The following is an 18,350-nucleotide window of genomic DNA, read 5'->3' as shown; positions in this document are numbered from 1 at the left end:
GAAAACAGTTTCATCTGAAGAGGAAGATGCAATGAAAACAACAAAGGGAATTCGCGCAGCGTTCCTGAGCCTTGCCATGGCCAGCGTTGCCTTTATCGCTTCGCCGGCGCTGGCCGAAGGCAAATTGACCGTCTCATCGCCACAGGATCCAGGCAGTTGGGACCCGGTCGACACCTTCCTTGTTCAGTGGGCAGCAGTCGCAACCAATATCTTCGATGGTCTGACCTATCGCGGCCCGGACCTGAAGCTCGTCCCGGGCCTTGCCGAATCCTGGGAAGAGCTGGACGAGGGCAAGCGCGTCCGCTTCAAGCTGCGTCAGGGCGTGAAATTCCACAATGGCGAAGACTTCAACGCAGAAGCCGTCAAGTTCACCTTCGAGCGCCTGCTCGGCGAAGAAGGTTCTAAGGGTCCGCAGCGCTCCAACTACGTCGCCATCGACAGCATCGAGATCATCGACGACTATACTGTCGACATGAAGCTCAAGTCGCCCGATCCAGTACTGCTCACCAAGCTAGCCGGCTATGGCGCCATGATCGTGCCGCCGAAATATATTGCCGAACATGGCGAGGAGCATTTCAACACGAACCCGGTCGGCACCGGCCCGTTCAAGTTCATTTCCTATGCGCCGAAGGTCAATATCAAGCTTGAGGCCAATGCCGACTATTGGGATGGTGCGCCGAAGCTTTCGGAACTGGAATATCGCTTCATTGCCGAGCCTTCGACCGCCGTCGCCGAGCTTCAGGCCGGCCGCGTCGATCTGGTCCTGCCGCCCACCATTCCGATCGGAATGATCGATGTCATCAAGAATGATTCAAAGCTTGAGCTCGTCTCAGTTCCCGGCCCGACGGTTGATGCACTGCGCTTCAACACGCGTGACGGGATCACCAAGGATCCCAAGGTTCGCCAGGCACTGACCATGGCGGTCGATCGTCAGGCGATCGTCGACCAGATTCTTGCTGGGCAGGCGTCGCCGATCGCGTCGTTTCAGGGCGAACTCTCCTTCGGCTACGATCCTGAATTGAAGCCGCTGCCTTACGATCCGGAAGGTGCCAAGAAGCTGCTTGCCGAAGCTGGCATCGAGGAAGGCGCAACCGTGCAGATCGACGTGCGCGGCAACGACCAGACGATGAACGAAGTCGCTCAGGTCATTGCGAGCTACCTCCAGATGGTCGGCATCACTGCCACCATCAAGCCTTATGAAACCAACGTCCTGCTCAACGACATCATTCCGCAAGGTAAAACCGGCGCAATGTTCCAGCAGAAGTGGGGTGGCTGGACGTTCGACTACGACAACACCGCTTACTCGATGTATCACTCGGGCGAGAAGTGGAACCCATATGACAGCGACCCGGAACTGGATAAGCTTCTGGAATCGCAACGCCCGCTGACCGACCGCGCCGAGCGCGAGCGCATCCTCAAGGAGATAGCCGCCTATGCCGCTGATCGCGCCCTTGAAATGCCGCTCTACAACTCAAACGCCATCTACGGCGTCAACAAACGTGTGAAGGACTTCGTTCCTGCACCGGATAATCGCACGAAGTTCGACAAGGTTTCGGTCGAATAAGATTAATCACGGGGAGCTGTCCTGCCGGGCAGCCCCCTTCTTCCGTGAGCTTTTCCAAACGGCACCTGTTGCCGCTTCGCAAAGACCACGCTCTTGGGGAATGAATACTTGGCCGGTTTTCTGATAAAACGAGTGCTTCAGGCGATTTTCGTCGTGATTGCCATCACTCTTCTCGTCTCCTTCGCGATCCGTCTCACCGGCGATCCGGCGATGACCATGTTCCAGGGCGGCGGTTCGATGACGGAAGACGATCTCAATCGCATCCGCCAGGCCCTCGGTGTCGACAAGCCCTTCCTCACTCAATATTTCCTCTACATGCAGGGATTGCTGACCTTTGATTTCGGGCGCAGCTTTGCGGGCGGCGCCTCCGTTTCCGGTTTGATTTCCCAGGCGCTCGGCCCCACGCTTATCCTTGCCTTCCTCTCCATCATTGTATCGATCATCGTTTCCATCCCCCTGGGCATCAAGGCAGCTACATCGCGCGGCAAATGGAGCGACCAGGCCATCCGCATCTTCTCGCTGATCGGTCTCTCCTTCCCCAATTTCTGGCTTGCCACGATGCTTGTTCTGCTCTTTGCCATTACGCTTGGCTGGCTGCCGCCAAGTGGCATGGGGACATGGAAGAGCTATATCATGCCGGCCTTCACCATGGGCGTCATCCTGACCGCCACCAATGTACGCCTGGTACGTACCACCATGCTCGAAACGCTTTCCTCGCAATACGTCATGGTCGCTCGCGCCAAGGGGCTGAGCGAGCGAAAGGTGCTCTACAAACATGCGCTGCGCAATTGCGCGATCCCGCTCATCACCTATTTCGGCATCCAGTTTGGCGGTCTGCTCGGCGGGATTGTCGTTATCGAGCGCGTCTTCAACTGGCCGGGCCTTGGCACATTGGCCTTCGACGCCGTCGGCGCTCGCGACTATCCCGTTCTGCAGGGCGTCATCACCGTATTGTCGCTGCTCATCGTCGCGATCAACCTCGTCGTCGACATCGCCTATGGCCTCGTCGACCCACGCATCCGTACGGAGTAGCGGCCATGACCAGCTTTTCCTCACGTTTCCTCAGCCTTGAATTCATTCTGGGCGTGCTGCTCACCGGCGCCATCTGTCTTGCGGTCCTCTTTGCCGACGTCCTGTTTCCGGACGGCGGCTCAAAGATCAATCTCATGGCACGCCTCGCTGCTCCATTCAGCAATCCGGCGCACCCGCTGGGCACCGATCCGCTGGGTCGCGACGTTCTCGCCCGTGTTGTTCAAGGGGGCAAGATTTCACTCACCGTCGGCATTCTCTCGGTTGCCGGCTCGGTGGTCATCGGTGTTCTGATGGGGCTGATCGCGGGCTATTATCGTGGCTTCTGGGACATGCTGGTCATGCGTTTCGCCGACGTCCAGCTGGCCATGCCCTTCATTCTGCTCGCCATCACCTTCATCGCCATCGTGGGCGGCAGCCTGACGAACACGATCATCCTGCTCATCGTCTCCCAATGGGTACAATATGCGCGTCTGGTGCGCGGCTCCGTGCTTTCGTTGCGCGAGCGCGAATTCATTCTTTCGGCGCGGGCTATTGGCGTGAGGGACTGGCGTATCATCTTTCAGCACCTGCTACCGAACCTGATCGGCCCGGTCATCGTTCTGATGACACTCAACATCGCAACCAACATTCTGCTCGAATCGTCGCTCACCTTTCTTGGCCTCGGCGTCGATCCTACCATTCCCAGCTGGGGCGGCATGCTGGCCGATGGCCGCACCTATCTCCAGCTTGCCTGGTGGGTTTCCGTCTTTCCGGGCCTGGCCATCCTGCTGACCGTGCTTGGCCTCAACCTTCTTGGCGATTGGCTACGTGACAGCCTCGATCCCACTGGTAGAACATCCCGATGACCATACTCTTCGATAAACGCTTTTCCCGCACGCTCGATACGCTGGTGGCCGATGCCATTGGCCCCTTCGAAGCCTGGACCTTCGACGATGCCAAGAGCCGCAAGGCCGCCCAGGACGCGCTCGCCGCCAAAGGCGTGAAAGCGCACATTCGCTCGGCCTACAAGCCGCTCCTGCATTTCTTCCTGGAAGAAGTGCAGCTCGTTGGCCTGGAAAGCGTGCGCATCGTTTTTCCCGTGCACCCGAACGCCCCGGCCAACCGCTTCACGCTGGAGGCCTATCCGCTGGCGGCCATGTTGGGCGATGCAAAATTCGAATTCGTCGCCCAAACGATCGGCGCCGATGTTCTTCCTGCCTACGACGTGCAGCTGACTTATACTGATGGCGCGCAGGCCCTGCACCACGTTCTGGCGCCCAACCGCGTCCACACCGACCTCGCTGGCGAAACCAATCTCTCGCCGACGGGTTGGCTGCGCAACCACCCGGCGCATGAAGGCATCCGCCTCGATACCGATTATGAAGCCCTGTTCGAAGAGGCCATGCAGGCCATCGCTGCGCATGAGTGGGGCGGGACCGAGCCTTATTTCGAGGAGCTGAACATCTCCGCCACCTATCCGGCAGAAGACGAGCGGCTTTCCCATGGCGATGAGGCCGTCAGCCTGCGTGAAGCCCTTCACGAGGAATTCTACTTCTCACTGCTTGAGTTCTTCCAGAAAAAATCGGGGCGCCCGCTCGGCGATCGCGGCCTGCGCCCTGGACAGATCGTGCCTGAAATTGTGCTCGGCGCAGTGCCATCCGTTTGCGTCAGCCTGCGCAAACTCGACAGGAGCGTCGAGACAGGCGCGACATTCGATCTCGAAACAATCGCAGAGCCACCTTACGTCACGCAGATCGAAGCGGAGCTCGACGCTATTGGCGGCGAAACCTTCGAGGCAACGACTCGTTCGGGCCGCATCGTACGCGCCCGTTATGTCAAAGGCACAGATGCTCCCGTCATGATCAGCGGCGGGCAGCATGCCAACGAGAACACCGGCATCGTGGGGGCGCTGCGCGCCGCCAAGCTGCTGCGCCAGCGTCCGGGCGCGCATTTCACCATCTCGCCGCTCGAGAACCCGGACGGCTATGCGCTGCATCAGCGTCTACGTCTCGTCAATCCGCGCCACATGCATCACGCCGCGCGCTACACCGCCTTCGGTGACGACCTTGAATATCGCACGGCCGAAAACACCGGCGGCAACCTCGGCGAGAAGAACATTCGCAACGGTGCGACCGACCTGACGCATGCGCCGCTGCACGTTAATCTGCACGGCTATCCGAGCCATGAATGGACGCGCCCCCTCTCAGGCTACGTGCCACGTAATTTCGCCATGTGGACGTTGCCCAAGGGCTTCTTCCTCGTCATGCGTCATCACGAAGGCTGGGACCGTCGCGCCGATACCATGCTTAATCACGTGACGCGCCAGCTCGGCAAGATTCCAGGACTAATCACCTACAACGATGCCCAGATCGAACTTTACGAAATTCATGCAGGCGAAACAGGCTTCCGCATCATCAACGGCTTCCCCTGCCTCGTGTCGGTGGACGATCGCCACACGGCTCCGCTCACCTTGATCACTGAATACCCGGACGAAACCATCTATGGCGACGATTTCATCGCCGGCCACACAGCACAGATGGTAACAGTGATCTCGGCGTACGACGCGATGCAGATGATTGTGCAATATGGATAAGCGGTTTGGACGGTTACAGAGGAAAAGCGAGGCGTAAAGCGCCTCGCCCTTTATTTACTCACCAGTCGCAATACTTCGCTAGAGCAATGATGATCATCGTTCCCGCAAAAGCATACGGCGCAAGCGGCGATGGCGTTCGTCAGCTGATGGCGATGACCGAAGAAGTTGCCATAGACAATGAGACGCATGGCAACACTTCCAAATATAAAGAAATATTTTAACAATTCGCGCCAAGAGAAATAAAGACTCTCTACGAATTCATGGTTACATGCCGCAACCGAAAGACACATAAAAATCACGGCTCCAATGCAGTTTTTAATTACTTGCTATCGCTCTTGAAAAGCTCTCATTGGATATTTCGAATGATCATTCAGATAATTTAAAATTTAGGAACGATAGAATTTCCATTCGTTCCTAACGGCATACTACCAATTATAATAGTTTGATAACGCTATATATATAATCACGCCAGCGAAGGCATAAGGAGCGAGCGGGGAAGGAGTAGTATACTTTGCATCTAAGGGAACGATCTCATGGTGGTGCCCAAAAAAATATCCATATATGATTAATACTGTCATTACGAACAGAGCTAACCATACATATTTCATTAGACCATCTACAAACAAAAAAGATTGATTTGCCCCACTTCCAGTAAATTCACAAAAACAAAAATATCCGAGGATCAAAAACCCGAAAAAAATTTCGAAATTTCTTTCCTACTCATGAATTTTCCATAAGAAATGTAGTATATAGCCACCTTTTTAATACAATTCATCATTATTCGAATACTTCGCCCAATGTCGATAAACCCTTATTCAGCATAGCTCCATGAATATCATGTACCTGAATAGCTAAAGAGATCCCCTTTTCAATTCCCGGTGTAATCGCATCAATGACTGCATCAACATATCGCTCTGCGGGAGATGCTGAGTAAGTGGCATTAGCAGCACTCGCCGCCAGTACCCCAACGGCAACAGGGACAACACCTAACGACGGCCCTGCAGCGGGAGAAGCGCCTAGTGTTGTCACTCCAAACACTACGCTACTGATCATTGTATTATCTATCTGTTTCAATGCACCGTTCACAGCTCCCGCCATCTTTGCCGCAGCCGACGCATCTTCCAATACAGCCTGATATCCTTCAACGGCTCCAACTGCAGGCCCCGCAAGATTCCCAACCACCTTGGCCGTTTCCGCAATCCCTATAGCGGTTTTGTTAGCCTCTAGAGCATCAGCCAAGCCGATGGCACCTTTGCTCTTGGGTTCAGTCGGTAGATCACCGTTTTTTCGCTGCCTTCTCAAGTTTTACAAGATCGCCATAATCATGCGCAGCTTTAATCTGGCTTGCAGCCGTCTTCGCAAGGCTACCTGTCTGTTTCCCTATCATGGCATCGGCTTTTGCCTGATTTGCAGGAAAGTTCTTTGCGTTTCCTTTCGTCACCGTATCCGCATATTGCTGACGGATATCAAGCGCCACCTTTTGATCCACAGCATTGCCGATCGCAACCCCCACAGTGGTTGAATGACTCACCATCGAATTTACTTTTGTCTGGACGTCTTCAACCGCAATCTTATTCTGCGGACCTGCAGCATTCGGCGTGAATGAAACGGAAGTAGGTGCCTTTTCACGCTGCTGAACCAAATCGACCAAGCTACCCTTCGGCGGATTATCGACTTTCGGCACCGACACTGCGATGTCTTCGCAAGCTCCACGCCAACTGCTGAACCAACCTTTTCGAAAGTAGGTGTAGTTTTAGCTGAAGCTGGCTTGTCCCCTTTCGCTGCAGGAACGCTGGCAGCTTTTTCAAGAGCAGTTTTCGTAACCGTTGTGGCTGGTGGCTTCGATGGGGTCGTTTTCTGAGGCGCTTTTGTCGCCAGATCAACCAAACTGCCTTTCGGGGGATTGCTGACGGTAGGCATAGAAACAGGTGATTTCTTCGCAAGCTTCAAGCTTGGGGAAACCGGTGCAGCCTTCAACAGTGGCTTTGTTTTATCAGCTTTAAACGGAAGACCGTCGTCCCGGCTGGGGCGTCCTATTCTCGTTTCCTTCTCATAAAAGTCATCCGGCTTTGGCCGCCCGATTATTCTCACAGCACCGCGGTCGGCGCCATTCCCCCCATATCCACCAGATGATCTGCCGTCACCTTGCGAATAGCTATCGTGATAGCCTCCTCGCGGCGAAGACTCGATAGTAATTCTATCAAGCTCTATTGGTGCTTCTTGTCCTCTCTCGCCCCTTGAGTTTCCCCCTTTGGACCCACCACCTTTAGACCCACCGCCGCGTGAACCCCCACTCCGTGCGAATGCAACCTGAATACCTAAAAAGTTTTCGATGAAACTGTTCACGTCGGAAATCCCGTTAATCTACAGAAACTTCCTACGCTTCGTTAACCATGCGTCGCCATGTAAACTGCTCCCATATTGGAAGAATTATCCCATCCTTTCCGAGGCATACCCCCCAGCACTTGCGGGAAATATGATCGTCCGGTGGCCGTTGAGAAACACGCGGTGGTGGATATGCGCGTGGATGGCGCGGGCAAGAACCTGCGCTTCGACATCGCGGCCGATCGAGATATAATCCTCCGCGTTCTGCGCATGAGTGATGCGGGCAATGTCCTGTTCGATGATTGGCCCCTCGTCGAGATCGGCAGTCACGTAATGCGCGGTCGCGCCTATCAGCTTCACGCCCCGCTCATAGGCCTGCTTGTAGGGGTTCGCTCCCTTGAAGCTCGGCAAGAAGGAGTGATGAATATTGATGATGCGGCCAGACATCTTTTCGCACAGCGTCTCCGACAGGATTTGCATGTAGCGCGCCAGCACGATCAGTTCCGCATTCGTCTCCTCCACGATGCTCAGGAGCTGTGCTTCGGCCTGTGCCTTGCTGGTCTTGGTGACCGGCACGTAGAAGAACGGGATATCGTGGTTCACGACGAGCTTCTGATAATCCAGATGATTGGAAACGACGCCCACAATATCAATCGGCAGCGCGCCGATTTTCCAGCGGTAGAGCAGATCGTTGAGGCAATGGCCAAAGCGCGAGACCATAAGGATCACCTTCATGCGCACGTCAGGGCTATGAAACTGCGCTTCCATCGCAAATTCCTGCGCAATCGGTGAGAAACCCTGTTCCAGCTCCGGCAGGGTTGCGCCGGTCTCCGAGACGAAGGTCACACGCATGAAGAAATTATGCGTGTCGAAATCATCGAACTGCGCACTGTCCACAATGTTGCAGCCCTTCGACGCCAGGTAACCGGATATTGCGGCAACAATGCCACGGCGCGAGGGACAGGCGACGGTGAGAACGATTTTGCTCATGCTTCTTCAACCAAAATTTATCGTACGGCGCGCCCTCGATGCTTGGCGCGCGAACAAAAGTCCAGACCATTTTGCTGAAAGCGTCATGCTCAGACACAAAAGCTTGAAATATGCGGCGAGAAAAGCCTGTTGACTCCGATTTGTAACCGGTTACATTTCACGTCCATGGGCCTTGAGGAGGCCCGAGGGAGGAATTCATGTCAAAGTTCATCTTGGCTGCCACTGCGGCCGTTTTCTTGTCGTCTGCCGCGTATGCGCAGGACAATAAATTCACCATCGGTTTGTCAAACGGCTTCGTTGGCTCCGAATGGCGCACGCAAATGATCGATGAGGCACAGGCGGCGGCGGCAGCCTGGAAGGAGAAGGGCGTCGAGGTCGAAGTCGTTGTCCAGAGTGCTAACGTCGATGCGCAGGGCCAAGCCGCCCACGTTCGCAATTTCGTCAATCAGGGCGTTGATGCCATTATCATCAACCCGAACAGCCCGACGGCGCTTTCGCCCGCTTTCCAGCAGGCCGCGCGGCAGAATATTCTCGTCATCGCGACCGATGCCGAAGTTCAGTCCAAGGATGCCATCTATGTCGGCATCGACCAGAAGGCCTGGGCACAACAATCGGCGGAATGGCTTGCCAAGGCCCTTGAGGGCAAGGGCAATGTCGTGACCATTAACGGCATTGCCGGCAACCCCGCCAATACGGCCCGCGTCGAAGGCTACAAGGCGGCCTTTGCAAATTACCCGGATATCAAGATCCTCAACGAAGCCAATGCCGATTGGGACCAGGCCAAGGGCCAGCAGACCATGCAGAACCTTCTTGCCACCTATCCCGATATCAATGGCGTGTGGGTTCAGGACGGCATGGCCGACGGTGCTTGGCGCGCCATCGAATCCGCAGGCAAGACCGATTCGATCGCCGCTACCGGCGAGATCCGCAAGGATTTCATGACCCGCTGGGCGGAAAAGAAGCTGAACTCCGGCGCATCGGTCAATCCTCCCGGCGTCATGGCCTCAGCGCTTAATGTCGCGGTTCTCAAGCTGCAGGGCAAGGAATTCAAGGATGATGTGTTCGGCGGTCCGAACGGCAACGCCATCTACATTCCGATCCCCTTCGTCGATAATGACAATCTGGCGCAGAACCTCGACGCGGCAAAGGACAAGCCAGGCTACTGGTCGGTGACGGCAACGGTCACGCCCGAACAGGCTGAAGAGTTCTTCAAGTAAACTTCGCCCCGACCTGCGCGCGAAAGCTCGTCGCGCAGGTCCTTTCGCTTTGCAGGCCAAATCGCCTGATCTTTGAACAATGCCAGTGACCGTCTTGCGTCCGGCATTGTCGCGTTGAGTGGAACAAACCCTATGGCCCCGGCTCTTCACGCAAGCGCAATCGCCAAGAATTTCGGCGCGGTTCGAGCGCTGACGGATGGCAATCTCACACTGGAGGCGGGCGAAATTCACGCGCTGCTCGGTGCGAATGGTTGCGGCAAGAGCACGCTGTGCAAGATCATTGCCGGCGCCGTCGCACCCACCTCGGGAAAGCTGACGATTTCCGGCGCACAGGGCGCCTTTCGTTCGCCTCGAGATGCGGAACGGGCGGGCATTGCGCTTTTCTATCAGGAGCTGAGCCTCGTGCCCCAGCTCTCCGTTGCCGCCAACATCTTTCTCGGCCGCGAGCCGAAGCGCGGCATCTTCATTGATCGCCAGGCGCTGAACCAGAAGGCGGAGGAACTGATTTCACTCTTTTCTGGCGTCTGCGGCAAGGAACTGACCCCACGGGCAATTGTCGGAACGTTGTCGCCGGATCAGCGACAGCTCGTCGAAATTCTTAAAGTCTTTGCCCAGGACCCGCGCATCATGATCATGGACGAGGCGACCGCAGCTCTTGATGGCCGCCAGTCAGAGCGCCTGTTCGGGATCCTGCGCGAGAAACGCGCCCAGGGCGTCTCCACCATCATGATTTCACACCGTCTCGACGAGGTCTTCGCCGTATGTGACCGCATCACCGTCATGCGCAACGGCGCCACGGTGGCAGCGCTCAATGCCGCAGAGACGACGCGCGATATAGTGGTCGGGCACATGATCGGGCAACTGGCCCATGATGCCCCGCCGTCGCGCACCGGGGAAGTCGAGGGGGATGTTGCCCTTCGCTTGTTGGAGGTTTCCAATGCACGCGTGCGCGGCATCTCCTTTGAGGCGCGCAAGGGCGAGATCGTCGGCCTTGCCGGCTTGCAAGGCCAGGGTCAATCGGCGGTTCTGCAGGGCCTGTTCGGCTCCCTCCCCTTCTCAAGCGGCAGCATAGCATTCGAGGGCAAGAAAATCGTCCTTGCGCGTCCTGGCCAGGCTGTGCGCAACGGGTTTGCCTATGTGTCAGGCGATCGCGCCAGAGACGCCGCATTGCAGGGCCGCTCTATTTTTGAAAACCTGATTGCCGCGCTCACCGTGCGCGAAGGCAAGAAGATCGTGTCGCCATCGAGCCTGAAGCCCCGCGTCGAGAAAGTCAGCGCCAGCTTGAAGACGAAATATGGCGCGATCGATGATCCTATCGGCACGCTTTCAGGCGGTAATCAGCAAAAAATATTCATCGCCCGCTGGCTGGCCACACAGCCCAGGGTGCTGCTGCTCGACGATCCTACCAAGGGCATCGATCTCGGCGCCAAAGCTGATCTGTTCCGCCTGATGCGTGATCTGGCCGATGCTGGCGCCATAATCCTGTTCTATTCGTCGGAAGATTCGGAAGTGCTGGACTATGCAGATCGTGTCCTTGTCTTCAATGGCGGGCGCATCGCAGCAGAGCTTTCCGGCGAGCGCATCAATGCGCTCAATCTCACCCGCGCAGCCTACGGAGAAGCCGCATGAGCACGCTTCGCCAGCAACCTTTTCTAATCACCCTTGCGGTGCTCGCCGTGCTTCTGGCCGTTAACACATACTTGCAGCCGAGCTTCCTCACGCCCGGCGCGCTGCAATCCAACCTGACGACCTTCCTCCCGCTGGTGCTCGTTGCCATTGGCCAGACCTATGTGATCCTGGCCGCTGATATTGATCTCTCAATCGGAGCCGTTGTCGCGCTGGTCAATGTCACGGTCGTTACCGTCATCACCGCAATGGGCGACAGCGGCACGGCAATGTTGATCGGTATGGGCGCGGGCGTCCTTGTCGGCGCGGCCTGCGGCCTTCTCAACGGCTTTTTTGTCGCGGTGCTGCGCTTCCAGCCCATCGTTACGACATTCGCCACCGGCATCATCTTCTCCGGCCTCGCGATCTGGGTCCTGCCTCAGGCCGGCCTCGGCGTTCCAGAAGCTTACTGGATGGGCTATTCGGGCTTCCTGCTGGGTTTGCCCACAGTCCTCTGGATTTTCCTCACCGGTCTCATCTTCACGCTGATCGCAACCCGCACTGTCTTCCACGCGCATCTGCTGGCGGTCGGGGGGAACCGCACCGGGGCCTTCCAGACAGGCTTGCGTTCAGGCGCGATCCGTATCGGCGCCTATGTCATATCAGGTATTTTTGCGAGCCTGGCGGCTCTCTGCCTGGTCGGCGAAACCGCGTCGGGCGATCCTCTGCTTGGCCCGGCGCTGACGCTCTCGTCGGTTTCTGCGGTCGTGCTCGGAGGCACTGCCCTTTCCGGCGGTTTTGGCACGCCGCTTGGATCGCTGTTCGGTGCATTGGTGCTCGGCATGATCGGCAACGTCATCTTCTTTGCCGGACTTCCTTTCGAATATCAGACGCTTGTGCAGGGTCTGATCGTACTTGCGGCCCTTGCAGGCGGCGTATTCGTGACGAGGCGCTAACATGTCGATCCAATCGGTTCAGGTTTCCCCGATGAAAATACGCGCCTTTCTTACCGATCCGCTGACGCTTGCCATCGGCGCTTCTATCGCGCTTCTTATCGTCGGCGAGTTGTTGTCGCCCGGTTTTGCGCGGGGCGATCAGATAGTGCGCCTCCTCACGGTCGCAGCTATTCTCGGGATTGTGGCCGCTGGCCAGAATCTTGTCATCCTGGGTGGGCGCGAAGGCATCGACCTCTCCGTCGGCGCGATGATTTCGCTCGGTGCCGTTCTTGCCGGCAACATGATGGCCGGCCAGAACACCGGTATTCCGCTGGCCATTCTCGTCGCCGCTGGCGTTCCTTTCCTCATAGGCATCGTCAACGGCCTCGGCGTCACGTTCCTGCGTATCCCGCCGCTGGTGATGACACTCGGCATGACAGCAGTGATCCAGGGTGGCCTCGTCGTCTATTCGCGCGGCGTACCTTCCGGTAACGCCGCACCTTTGCTCTCCAGCTTCATCAACCGGCCGCTTGCCCTGGGGGTGCCCGGCATCCTGATCGTCTGGGTGCTGATTGCGCTCGTCATGCTTTTCGTCCTGCGCCGCACCGCCTTCGGTTATTCGGTCTATGCCATCGGCTCCAATGAACGCGCCGCTTATCTCACAGGTGTCCCCGTGCCGTTCGTGCGCACCTTGCTTTACGGCCTCTCTGGTCTTTTCGCTGGCCTTACCGGTCTTTGCGTGATCGGTTATACCGGTACCTCCTTCATCTCCGTCGGGGATCAGTACGTGCTACCGTCGATCATTGCGGTGGTCATCGGCGGCACCTCGCTCGCGGGCGGCATGGGAGGCTATCTCGGGACGATGGCTGGTGCGGTGGCACTCACGCTTCTGCAAAGCGTTCTGATCACGCTCCAGATGGACGTATGGGCACGTCAGGTCATCTTCGGCGCGACGCTTCTGGCGTTGATGCTGCTTTACGGTCGACAGAAGAAGCTGCGGGTCTGAAACGATCATGACCCGGCATTCGGCACCCAATATTCGCGAAGTGGCAGCCATGGCGGGCGTTTCGACCGCCACGGTGTCGCGTACACTCGCCGAGCCGAACAAGGTGCGTGAAACGACGCGCGAAAAGGTTATGAAGGCAGTCGAGGCGCTGAATTTCGTGCCCAATGCACAGGCCCGAAGTTTTCGCCAACGGTCCAATCGAACCGTCATTTTGCTGGTGCGCGATATCGCCAACCCATTTTACCTGGAAATTTATCGTGCCGTCGAGGAAGAAGCGAGTGCTGCGGGATATAAAGTCCTTATGGGTGATGCACGCGGGGATGCAACCCGCGTTGCCAACCATATCGACATGGTACGCGAACGCCACGCCGATGGACTCATCCTCATGATCGGGCGATATCCGGAAGAGTTGGTCGAACTAAAGAACCTTCCGCCCATCGTCATGGCCTCCGAAACCTTCGAAGGCCTTGATCTGCCAAGCGTCAAGGTCAACAACGTCGCGGCCGCCAAGGGCGCCGTCGCGCATCTGATCGCGCAAGGCCATCATGCGATAGTGCATCTTGCCGGTCCCCTGCCCGAGCAACTTGCCAGCGATCGTCTTGCCGGCTATCGCACAGCGCTGGCCGAAGCTGGAATTTCGTTCGACCCATCGCTTGTCGAGGCTGGCGATTACAGCATCGAAGCCGGTCGCCAGGGAATTGAAGCGTTGTTTGCACGTGGCAAGACGTTCAGCGCCGTCTTTGCATCGAGCGACCAGATGGCAATCGGTGCAATTGCAGCGTTGCGCTCCCGCGGCCTTTCGGTTCCTCAGGACATATCCGTCATCGGCTTCGATGATATCCTCTTTGCCAATGCTTTCGAACCGCCGCTTTCCACCGTGCGTCAGCCGCGCCGCGAACTTGGCCGACACGCCATGCGCATGATGATCGAGCTGCTATCCGGCAATACGCGCCCTGCCGACGTCCTCTTGCCTACCGAGCTTATCTTGCGCGGCTCCGTCGCTTCCGCATCGGCCCGAAAAGCGGGATCGATCGCCGGAAAACGCGATGCATAGATTTGAAAACATAGGGCGCCTCTCGTGCATGCGGCAGGACGCTCGGCGCTCTAACGCTCTACAGGAGAAGAATCCATGAAGACGATCAAGGGTCCCGCCATTTTCCTGGCGCAGTTCGCCGGTTCCGAACCGCCTTTCGACACGCTCGAAAACCTCGCCAGATGGGCGGCGTCGCTCGGATTCAAGGGCGTGCAGATTCCGACCAATCCGCAGCTCTTCGATCTGGAAAAGGCCGGCACATCGAAGACCTATTGTGACGATATCAAGGGCATGCTGGCCAGCCACGGCATTGAGATTACGGAGCTTTCCACCCATTTGCAGGGTCAGCTCGTCGCCGTTCACCCGACCTATGACACGATGTTCGACAGCTTTGCGCCGGAAGCGCTGCGCGGCAATCCAAAAGCCCGCCAGGAGTGGGCCGTCCAGCAGCTCAAGCACGCCGCCAAGGCGTCCGAGTATCTTGGCCTGAAAGCCCATGCCACCTTCTCCGGCGCACTCGCCTGGCCTTTTGTCTATCCGTGGCCACAGCGCCCGGCAGGCCTGATAGAAACCGCCTTTGAGGAACTTTCCAGACGCTGGACGCCGATCCTCGACGCGTTCGATGAATCGGGCGTCGATCTCGCTTACGAGTTGCACGCTGGCGAAGATCTGCATGACGGCGCCACCTTTGAGCGCTTCCTCGAAGCGGTGAATAATCACCCGCGTGCCAATATGCTTTACGATCCGTCGCACCATATTATTCAGGCGCTCGACTATCTGGCAATGATCGACATCTACCACGAGCGCATCAAAGCCATGCATGTGAAGGACGCGGAATTTCGCCCTACGGGCCGCAGCGGCGTCTATGGCGGCTTCCAGAGCTGGGTCGACCGTCCCGGCCGCTTCCGGTCGCTCGGCGACGGACAGGTCGATTTCAAGGCGATGTTCTCCAAGCTCACACAATATGATTTCGAGGGCTGGGCCGTGCTTGAATGGGAATGTGCGCTCAAGCATCCGGAAGATGGCGCACGTGAAGGCGCCAAGTTCATTGCCGATCATCTTATTCGCGTCACCCCGCACGCCTTCGATGATTTCGTACAGGCCGGAATGGACGAGGCAGCCAATCGCAAGGCACTGGGGCTATCAGCATGAATAAGCGCATTCGTCTCGGCATGGTTGGCGGTGGTCAGGGCGGCTTCATCGGCGCCGTCCATCGCATCGCCGCGCGTCTCGACGACCGTTACGAACTGGTCGCCGGCTCCTTCTCGTCCAACCCCGAGCGCGGCGACGCCTCTGCCGCGGAGCTGCACGTGGCGCCTGAGCGTTCCTATGCAAACTTCACAGAGATGGCGGAAAAGGAAGCTGCGCGAGAGGATAGCATCGAGGCGGTATCGATCGTCACACCAAACCATTTGCATTACGAGCCGACGCTGGCGTTCCTCAAGGCGGGAATCCACGTAATTTGCGACAAACCGGTCACGACAACGCTGGCAGAAGCCAAAGCCCTGCAGAAAGCAATTGCTGATAGCGGCAGGCTTTTCGTGCTGACGCATAATTATACCGGATACCCTATGGTGCGGCAGATGCGCGCCATGGTGCAGGACGGCCTGCTCGGCAAGCTTCGTCACGTCCACGTCGAGTATGCGCAGGATTGGCTTAGCCAGGCAGTCGAAAAGCAAGGTGCCAAGGGAGCCGAGTGGCGCACCGATCCGGCGCGGGCTGGCAGCGGCGGTGCCATCGGCGATATCGGGACGCACGCTTATAATATTGCCACTTTCGTTACCGGTGAAACGCCCTCATCCCTGCTGGCCGATCTCTCCTCATTCGTCGAGGGCCGCGTTCTGGATGACAGCGCCAACATCCTGCTGCGCTATGAAAACGGTGCCAAAGGCATGCTCTGGGCCAGTCAGGTCGCAGTCGGCAACGAGAACCATCTGGCTCTCCGCATCTACGGAGACAAGGGCGGCCTCGAGTGGAACCATGAACGCGTCAATGAACTGCGCTACACCTCCTATGGCAAGCCGATGCAGACGCTTACCCGCAATGGCTCGGGTGCGCTTGCCGCCTCGACACGCGTCTCTCGCGTCCCCTCCGGCCATCCCGAGGGCTATCTGGAAGGGTTTGCCACGATCTACCGAGAAGCAGCCAATGCCATCATTGCGGCCCGTACAGGGGCTTATCCCGATGCTGCCGTGATCTACCCCTCCATCAAGGATGGCATAGAAGGGCTTGCCTTCATCGAAGCTGCCATCCGATCCAGCAGGAATGGAGCAGTGTGGACGGAGATCGAGCGCTAGATTGATGGGGAAGGCATCCGCGTGCCTCCCCATCTCATAGGCTGTCAACAGGAGCGACGGCACTACCGATAGATATTCGTACCGATCTTCGTGAAGGCAAAGCTGCGGGCAAGCTTGTCATAGAGACGCGATGGATTATATCCGTGATGCTCGCGTTTGAAGACCCGTTCCAGTTCGTCGGACAAGCCGAACCTGTCATACTGAACCTTGGCCAGCGCGATCTGGTAGCAAAATGCGACGAAGCTCGAGCAATAGAAGCTGTACCCTTCCTCGTTAATTCTCCGTGCGATTTCCAGGGTTCTGGCGTGACCTCTCAAAGGCATTCGCGAGAAAAGTCCCAGAAGACATCCCTTCGGCCCCATGGTGCGGAACGTGAGCCGTTCCTTTTGTTCCGCATACCGGACCCTGTTAGTTTCCACGAGGATCTCGTAAGCGTGTCTTGCTGCCATGAGAGCCAGATGAGCAGCCTCGCAGCGAAAAATCTCTAATGTGGCCGGACAGGAGCCTATGCGGTTGTTTTCAAGACCACCTCCGTACAGCTCGATCATCCGTGTGCCGGATATCGCAATGGCAGCATGCACGATCGATGAACTGGACGGTCCGCGAGCAAGCGCCTGCCCCCAGACGACAGGATTTCCCAGCATATTGTTATTTCGTGCAAGAAGAATATCTCCGGATTCTATTCTATTCACCGCAATACCTTAGGTATAAAAATAATAATAAAGAGCCGTCTCCGAATATTGAAAATAGATTTCGCGTAAGTTAATCGCTGAGCGTCAGAGAATATTACTGGCGCTGTAAATAAGCGAAAGGCGGGGCGCGATCAGCCCGCTGCCGCCGCCTCCAGAACCGCAATGTCGAGCTTCACCATTTTCATCATCGCATCCATCACACGTGCGCGGCGCGCTGGGTCCGGATCGTGGTGCAATTCCATCAGCCGTCTGGGCACGACCTGCCAGGACAGACCAAAACGGTCGGTCAACCAACCGCATTGCGACGGCTTTCCGCCTTCCAGAAGCGCACTCCAAAACGCGTCGACTTCCTGTTGATCCTCGCATGAAATCGACAGCGACACCGCCTCGTTGAACTTGAAATGCGGCCCACCATTCAGCCCGATATAGCTTGTTCCGGCGAGGGTGAAGTCCACGACCAGAAGTTTGTCATCTGGTCCCGTACGCAGCGTGTCGCCAATCGACGCCTGCTGTCCGCAACGCCGGAAGACATCGACATAGAACTCTGCCGCCTCCATCGCATTGTTGTCGAACCAGAGGCATGGTGAAATCTTCGACATGATTTTCCTCCCTCACGGTTGTTATTCTGCTGCAAACGCCTTTTGCGCGGCAGCCATGTCCATGTACATGACTTCCCAGATATGGCCGTCCGGATCGGAGAAACTTCTTCCATACATGAAGCCATAATCCTGCTGCGGATTGGGATCGGCACGACCACCGGCCTTTGCAGCACCATCCACGGTCTTGTCGACTTCCTCACGGCTGTTCTCCGAAAGGCAGAGAAGAACCTGGCAGGTCTTGTGGGCATCAGCGATCGGCAGCGACGTAAACTGACGGAACTTGTCATGCGTCAGGATCATCACGTGGATTGTCTCGGAGATGACCATGCATGCAGCGGTATCATCGCTAAACTGCGGGTTCTTCTGCGCGCCGACGCCCTCGTAGAAAGCAATCGAACGATTGAGATCGGTAACGGGCAAATTGACGAAAATAAGCTTGGACATTTATTCCTCCTCGGTCCTGCCTATTGACCATCATGCTGC

18 protein-coding genes are annotated in these 18,350 nt (G+C 57.1%); 12 read left to right on the top strand and 6 right to left on the bottom strand.

Going from position 1 to position 18,350, the window contains the following annotated elements; all coding sequences use genetic code 11:
* Positions 1–31: 31 nt before the first annotated feature.
* The 5 genes from IE151_RS08325 (at position 32) to IE151_RS17825 (ending at position 5,389) form a co-directional block, all read left to right on the top strand.
* Positions 32–1,564 (top strand): ABC transporter substrate-binding protein, encoded by a 1,533-nt coding sequence (locus tag IE151_RS08325; RefSeq protein WP_189489549.1) that lies wholly within the window; start codon positions 32–34, stop codon positions 1,562–1,564.
* 108 nt (positions 1,565–1,672) lie between these two features.
* Positions 1,673–2,596 (top strand): ABC transporter permease, encoded by a 924-nt coding sequence (locus IE151_RS08320; protein ID WP_189489548.1) that lies wholly within the window; start codon positions 1,673–1,675, stop codon positions 2,594–2,596.
* Between the two features lie 5 nt (positions 2,597–2,601).
* A complete protein-coding gene (locus tag IE151_RS08315; RefSeq protein WP_189489547.1) occupies positions 2,602–3,441 on the top strand; it encodes an ABC transporter permease in 840 nt (279 codons plus the stop codon).
* Positions 3,438–5,168 (top strand): M14 family metallopeptidase, encoded by a 1,731-nt coding sequence (locus IE151_RS08310; protein ID WP_189489546.1) that lies wholly within the window; start codon positions 3,438–3,440, stop codon positions 5,166–5,168. Before IE151_RS08315 ends, IE151_RS08310 begins: the two co-directional genes overlap by 4 nt.
* Positions 5,169–5,254: 86 nt before the next feature.
* Positions 5,255–5,389 (top strand): hypothetical protein, encoded by a 135-nt coding sequence (locus IE151_RS17825; RefSeq protein ID WP_280517243.1) that lies wholly within the window; start codon positions 5,255–5,257, stop codon positions 5,387–5,389.
* Positions 5,390–5,945: 556 nt separating this feature from the next.
* Here IE151_RS17825 and IE151_RS08305 read toward each other — a convergent pair.
* From IE151_RS08305 to purU, 3 genes are all read right to left on the bottom strand, one after another.
* Positions 5,946–6,407 (bottom strand): hypothetical protein, encoded by a 462-nt coding sequence (locus IE151_RS08305; protein WP_189489545.1) that lies wholly within the window; start codon positions 6,405–6,407, stop codon positions 5,946–5,948.
* Between the two features lie 37 nt (positions 6,408–6,444).
* Positions 6,445–6,858, bottom strand: a complete 414-nt coding sequence (locus tag IE151_RS08300) for a hypothetical protein (RefSeq protein ID WP_189489544.1) — start codon at positions 6,856–6,858, stop codon at positions 6,445–6,447.
* 740 nt (positions 6,859–7,598) lie between these two features.
* Complete coding sequence (gene purU, locus IE151_RS08295) at positions 7,599–8,483, bottom strand: formyltetrahydrofolate deformylase (protein ID WP_189489543.1); 885 nt, start codon at positions 8,481–8,483, stop codon at positions 7,599–7,601.
* Positions 8,484–8,680: 197 nt separating this feature from the next.
* Here purU and IE151_RS08290 point away from each other — a divergent pair, with 197 nt between their 5' ends.
* The 7 genes from IE151_RS08290 to IE151_RS08260 all read left to right on the top strand — a co-directional run bounded on the left by IE151_RS08290 (position 8,681) and on the right by IE151_RS08260 (position 16,576).
* Positions 8,681–9,700 carry a substrate-binding domain-containing protein gene (locus tag IE151_RS08290; protein WP_189489542.1) on the top strand — a complete coding sequence of 340 codons (1,020 nt, stop codon included), beginning with the start codon at positions 8,681–8,683 and terminating at the stop codon, positions 9,698–9,700.
* 132 nt (positions 9,701–9,832) lie between these two features.
* A complete protein-coding gene (locus IE151_RS08285; protein ID WP_189489541.1) occupies positions 9,833–11,329 on the top strand; it encodes a sugar ABC transporter ATP-binding protein in 1,497 nt (498 codons plus the stop codon).
* A complete protein-coding gene (locus tag IE151_RS08280; RefSeq protein WP_189489540.1) occupies positions 11,326–12,261 on the top strand; it encodes an ABC transporter permease in 936 nt (311 codons plus the stop codon). Before IE151_RS08285 ends, IE151_RS08280 begins: the two co-directional genes overlap by 4 nt.
* Before the next feature lies 1 nt (position 12,262).
* Positions 12,263–13,246: an ABC transporter permease gene (locus IE151_RS08275; protein ID WP_189489539.1), complete on the top strand. Its 984-nt coding sequence runs from the start codon at positions 12,263–12,265 to the stop codon at positions 13,244–13,246.
* A 7-nt stretch (positions 13,247–13,253) separates the two neighbouring features.
* Entirely contained in the window at positions 13,254–14,300 is a 1,047-nt protein-coding gene (locus IE151_RS08270; protein ID WP_189489538.1) for a LacI family DNA-binding transcriptional regulator, read from the top strand.
* A gap of 75 nt (positions 14,301–14,375) precedes the next feature.
* Positions 14,376–15,431 (top strand): sugar phosphate isomerase/epimerase family protein, encoded by a 1,056-nt coding sequence (locus IE151_RS08265; RefSeq protein WP_189489537.1) that lies wholly within the window; start codon positions 14,376–14,378, stop codon positions 15,429–15,431.
* A complete protein-coding gene (locus tag IE151_RS08260) occupies positions 15,428–16,576 on the top strand; it encodes a Gfo/Idh/MocA family protein (protein ID WP_189489536.1) in 1,149 nt (382 codons plus the stop codon). The genes IE151_RS08265 and IE151_RS08260 overlap by 4 nt, the downstream gene beginning before the upstream one ends.
* Positions 16,577–16,638: 62 nt before the next feature.
* On the opposite strand, the gene IE151_RS08255 is transcribed toward IE151_RS08260, so the two are convergent.
* The 3 genes from IE151_RS08255 to IE151_RS08245 all read right to left on the bottom strand — a co-directional run bounded on the left by IE151_RS08255 (position 16,639) and on the right by IE151_RS08245 (position 18,311).
* Positions 16,639–17,220: a hypothetical protein gene (locus IE151_RS08255; protein ID WP_189489535.1), complete on the bottom strand. Its 582-nt coding sequence runs from the start codon at positions 17,218–17,220 to the stop codon at positions 16,639–16,641.
* A 179-nt stretch (positions 17,221–17,399) separates the two neighbouring features.
* Positions 17,400–17,867, bottom strand: coding sequence for a VOC family protein (locus tag IE151_RS08250; protein WP_189489534.1), 468 nt, complete (start codon positions 17,865–17,867; stop codon positions 17,400–17,402).
* A gap of 21 nt (positions 17,868–17,888) precedes the next feature.
* Entirely contained in the window at positions 17,889–18,311 is a 423-nt protein-coding gene (locus tag IE151_RS08245; RefSeq protein WP_189489533.1) for a VOC family protein, read from the bottom strand.
* Positions 18,312–18,350: the final 39 nt, after the last annotated feature.

It is taken from the genome of Limoniibacter endophyticus (assembly GCF_014652835.1).
Lineage (GTDB): Bacteria > Pseudomonadota > Alphaproteobacteria > Rhizobiales > Rhizobiaceae > Limoniibacter > Limoniibacter endophyticus.
This window is presented reverse-complemented; position numbering and strand designations above follow the sequence as displayed.

Coding starts and splice junctions, on each gene's coding strand:
- IE151_RS08325 (WP_189489549.1), top strand. CDS start 32: ATGAAAACAACAAAGGGAATTCGCGCAGCGTTCCTGAGCCTTGCCATG.
- IE151_RS08315 (WP_189489547.1), top strand. CDS start 2,602: ATGACCAGCTTTTCCTCACGTTTCCTCAGCCTTGAATTCATTCTGGGC.
- IE151_RS08310 (WP_189489546.1), top strand. CDS start 3,438: ATGACCATACTCTTCGATAAACGCTTTTCCCGCACGCTCGATACGCTG.
- IE151_RS17825 (WP_280517243.1), top strand. CDS start 5,255: ATGATGATCATCGTTCCCGCAAAAGCATACGGCGCAAGCGGCGATGGC.
- purU (WP_189489543.1), bottom strand. CDS start 8,483: ATGAGCAAAATCGTTCTCACCGTCGCCTGTCCCTCGCGCCGTGGCATT.
- IE151_RS08290 (WP_189489542.1), top strand. CDS start 8,681: ATGTCAAAGTTCATCTTGGCTGCCACTGCGGCCGTTTTCTTGTCGTCT.
- IE151_RS08285 (WP_189489541.1), top strand. CDS start 9,833: ATGGCCCCGGCTCTTCACGCAAGCGCAATCGCCAAGAATTTCGGCGCG.
- IE151_RS08280 (WP_189489540.1), top strand. CDS start 11,326: ATGAGCACGCTTCGCCAGCAACCTTTTCTAATCACCCTTGCGGTGCTC.
- IE151_RS08275 (WP_189489539.1), top strand. CDS start 12,263: ATGTCGATCCAATCGGTTCAGGTTTCCCCGATGAAAATACGCGCCTTT.
- IE151_RS08270 (WP_189489538.1), top strand. CDS start 13,254: ATGACCCGGCATTCGGCACCCAATATTCGCGAAGTGGCAGCCATGGCG.
- IE151_RS08265 (WP_189489537.1), top strand. CDS start 14,376: ATGAAGACGATCAAGGGTCCCGCCATTTTCCTGGCGCAGTTCGCCGGT.
- IE151_RS08260 (WP_189489536.1), top strand. CDS start 15,428: ATGAATAAGCGCATTCGTCTCGGCATGGTTGGCGGTGGTCAGGGCGGC.
- IE151_RS08255 (WP_189489535.1), bottom strand. CDS start 17,220: ATGCTGGGAAATCCTGTCGTCTGGGGGCAGGCGCTTGCTCGCGGACCG.
- IE151_RS08250 (WP_189489534.1), bottom strand. CDS start 17,867: ATGTCGAAGATTTCACCATGCCTCTGGTTCGACAACAATGCGATGGAG.
- IE151_RS08245 (WP_189489533.1), bottom strand. CDS start 18,311: ATGTCCAAGCTTATTTTCGTCAATTTGCCCGTTACCGATCTCAATCGT.